The sequence below is a fragment of the Mycobacterium sp. pW045 genome, from assembly GCF_041287085.1.
GTDB lineage: Bacteria > Actinomycetota > Actinomycetes > Mycobacteriales > Mycobacteriaceae > Mycobacterium > Mycobacterium algericum_A.
Window position 1 is genome coordinate 1 of record NZ_JBGGKU010000033.1, and the last position, 383, is coordinate 383.

Below are 383 nucleotides of genomic sequence, written 5' to 3' on the forward strand. Positions count from 1 at the left end.
GGCACCGAGGACAACCCCGACGGCGGCGACGGCGGCTGGCTGTTCGGCGACGGCGGCGCCGGCTGGAACAGCACCACCGACGGTGTGGCAGGCGGCAGCGGCGGCGCCGCCGGGATCTTCGGCGACGGCGGTGACGGCGGGACCGGCGGGGCCGGGGCCGCCGGCGGTGACGGCGGGGCCGGCGGCTGGCTGTGGGGCAACGGCGGCGACGGCGGCGACGCCGGCAACGGCCCCACCGCCGCAGGGCTGCCCGCCCTCGGCGGCGTCGGCGGCACCGCCGGCCTGTGGGCCGGCGACCACGGGGCGGTCGGCCGGTTCGGCGCCCTGCCGGGCGGCATCACCGGAACCGTCGCGCCGCCGGTGGAGGTCTCCAACGGCTGGCT

At 81.7% G+C, this 383-nt stretch carries 1 protein-coding gene; it reads left to right on the forward strand.

The genetic code is table 11. The features are described 5' to 3' along the window. On the forward strand, positions 1-383 hold a 383-nt coding region (locus ACAG20_RS21080; protein WP_370494006.1), incomplete at both ends, for a PGRS repeat-containing protein.